General features: G+C 58.0%; 3 protein-coding genes. All 3 read left to right on the top strand.

Annotation, left to right across the window (positions count from 1 at the left end):
* Positions 1 to 329: type II toxin-antitoxin system VapC family toxin (locus tag Y708_RS24440; RefSeq protein ID WP_051478920.1), on the top strand; the 329-nt coding region annotated here is incomplete at its 5' end.
* A 34-nt stretch (positions 330 to 363) separates the two neighbouring features.
* On the top strand, positions 364 to 630 hold the full coding sequence (locus tag Y708_RS29805; RefSeq protein WP_028280003.1) for a hypothetical protein: 267 nt from the start codon (positions 364 to 366) through the stop codon (positions 628 to 630).
* On the top strand, positions 525 to 812 hold the full coding sequence (locus Y708_RS31510) for a type II toxin-antitoxin system VapC family toxin (protein ID WP_155853821.1): 288 nt from the start codon (positions 525 to 527) through the stop codon (positions 810 to 812). The genes Y708_RS29805 and Y708_RS31510 overlap by 106 nt, the downstream gene beginning before the upstream one ends.
* The last annotated feature ends 154 nt before the right edge of the window (positions 813 to 966 follow it).

Below are 966 nucleotides of genomic sequence, written 5' to 3'. Positions count from 1 at the left end.
GAGCCATTCGCGCTGGCGGCGATCTGGCTGCTCCGGACCTCGTGGACGTCGAAACCATTGCGGCGCTTCGCAGGCGTTGGCTTTCCGGAACCATCAGCGATCAACGACTCCAAGCTGCCGCAGACTATTTGCTTGATCTACCAGTAACCCGCTACCCAACGCTTCCATTCATGAAACGGGTCATCGCTCTGCGCGCAAACGTCTCAGCTTACGATGCCTGCTATGTCGCCTTGGCAGAGATCCTGGATTGCCCCCTGCTCACGGGGGACAAACGATTGGCGAACGCACCAGGCGTCCGGTGTAAGTTCAAGCTGATCACTGAGCATTAGCGTCCCTGCACCGTCTGGTGCAGGAAGGTCAAAGTTGCCCGTTTCGGAATGGCTCATCGAGCAGCCCAAGGTCTGTTTCAATATCCACATCGCGCCCGTCCCCCCAATCGCTGCAATCAACGAGCTTCACCACATTCGGATGAGCCATGAAGTAGGCGCGGGCGCCCGCATCGCCCGAAGCACCCGCGGCGGCCTGTGGACGTCGAAACCATTGCGGCGCTTCGCAGGCGTTGGCTTTCCGGAACCATCAGCGATCAACGACTCCAAGCTGCCGCAGACTATTTGCTTGATCTACCAGTAACCCGCTACCCAACGCTTCCATTCATGAAACGGGTCATCGCTCTGCGCGCAAACGTCTCAGCTTACGATGCCTGCTATGTCGCCTTGGCAGAGATCCTGGATTGCCCCCTGCTCACGGGGGACAAACGATTGGCGAACGCACCAGGCGTCCGGTGTAAGTTCAAGCTGATCACTGAGCATTAGCGTCCCTGCACCGTCTGGTGCAGGAAGGTCAAAGTTGCCCGTTTCGGAATGGCTCATCGAGCAGCCCAAGGTCTGTTTCAATATCCACATCGCGCCCGTCCCCCCAATCGCTGCAATCAACGAGCTTCACCACATTCGGATGAGCCATGAAGTA

The sequence above is a fragment of the Arthrobacter sp. H5 genome (assembly GCF_000520595.1).
Lineage (GTDB): Bacteria > Actinomycetota > Actinomycetes > Actinomycetales > Micrococcaceae > Arthrobacter_D.
The sequence above is the reverse complement of the archived record's forward strand: the minus strand, read 5'-3'. Positions and strand labels throughout refer to the sequence as shown.